1 protein-coding gene is annotated in these 1,091 nt (G+C 35.3%); it reads right to left on the bottom strand.

Going from position 1 to position 1,091, the window contains the following annotated elements:
• Window positions 1–203 precede the first annotated feature (203 nt).
• Window positions 204–1,091, bottom strand: an 888-nt coding sequence (tyrS, locus tag FC88_RS07890) for a tyrosine--tRNA ligase (protein ID WP_057814483.1), incomplete at its 5' end; no start/stop codon positions are given.

Here is a 1,091-nt window from a genome sequence, read left to right on the forward strand (position 1 = left end):
TCTTTATGGAAAATATTAAGTTTTAAAAAGTGTTCGGTTATTTCTTGCAATCTGCCGTAAACAAAAAACTTCCTATCCCACAAGGAAAGGAAGTTTACACTTTTTCTGTCTAATGTGTAAGTAACCTTCCAAGCCTCACAGGACTCGATTAAAAGTTTTCGTTGCAAATAATATAAACGATTTCACATTCTCAGTCAATAGTATTAGTTAATTTTTGCTAAGAAATATTTCTTTTTACCACGACGAATTACGATGTACTTGCCGTCAAATGAATCTTTTGGATTGATTTCAGTTGTTGTATCAGTCAATCTCTCACCATTGATTCTGATAGCACCATTTTGAATATCTTCACGAGCTTGACGTTTTGACTTGTCGACGTTAACAGCAATCAAAAGGTCAACTAGATTGATAGGATCACTTGAAATTTCTTCACTAGGGACACCATGGAATGCTTCCCCAACTTCTTCTGTTGTCAATTCTTGAATCTCACCAGAGAACAAAACATCAGTAATTTTTTCGGCCTTTTTTAAAGCTTCTTCACCGTGAACAAACTTAGTAACTTCCTGGGCCAAAGTTTTTTGAGCCAAACGCTTTTCAGGTGCAGTCTTAACTGATTCTGCTAAGGAGTCAATTTCTTCTTTTGACAAGAAAGTAAATTTCTTCAATAAGTTGATAACGTCCTTGTCATCTTGATTGAACCAGAATTGATAAAATTCGTAAGGTGAGGTCTTCTTAGGGTCAAGCCAGACAGCTCCACCAGCAGTTTTACCGAACTTTGTGCCATCAGCTTTAAGAAGTAATGGAATTGTCAATGCATAAACTTTAGCATCTTGACCTTCAGCTTTGTGGATCAAATCCAAACCAGCAGTCAAATTACCCCATTGGTCACCACCACCAACTTGCAATTGTACATTGTGTTGACGATAAAGTGTTAGGAAATCTAGTGATTGTAAGATTTGGTAAGTAAATTCTGTAAAGGAAATACCTACTTCCAAACGGCTGGAAATAATTTCTTTATTTAACATTGTATTAACGTTGGCGAATTTTATAATCAAGTTAGCCACCTTAAGAAAAAATAAATAAAAAAACAC

The organism is Companilactobacillus futsaii JCM 17355, assembly GCF_001435505.1.
In the GTDB taxonomy this organism is placed as follows: Bacteria; Bacillota; Bacilli; order Lactobacillales; family Lactobacillaceae; genus Companilactobacillus; species Companilactobacillus futsaii.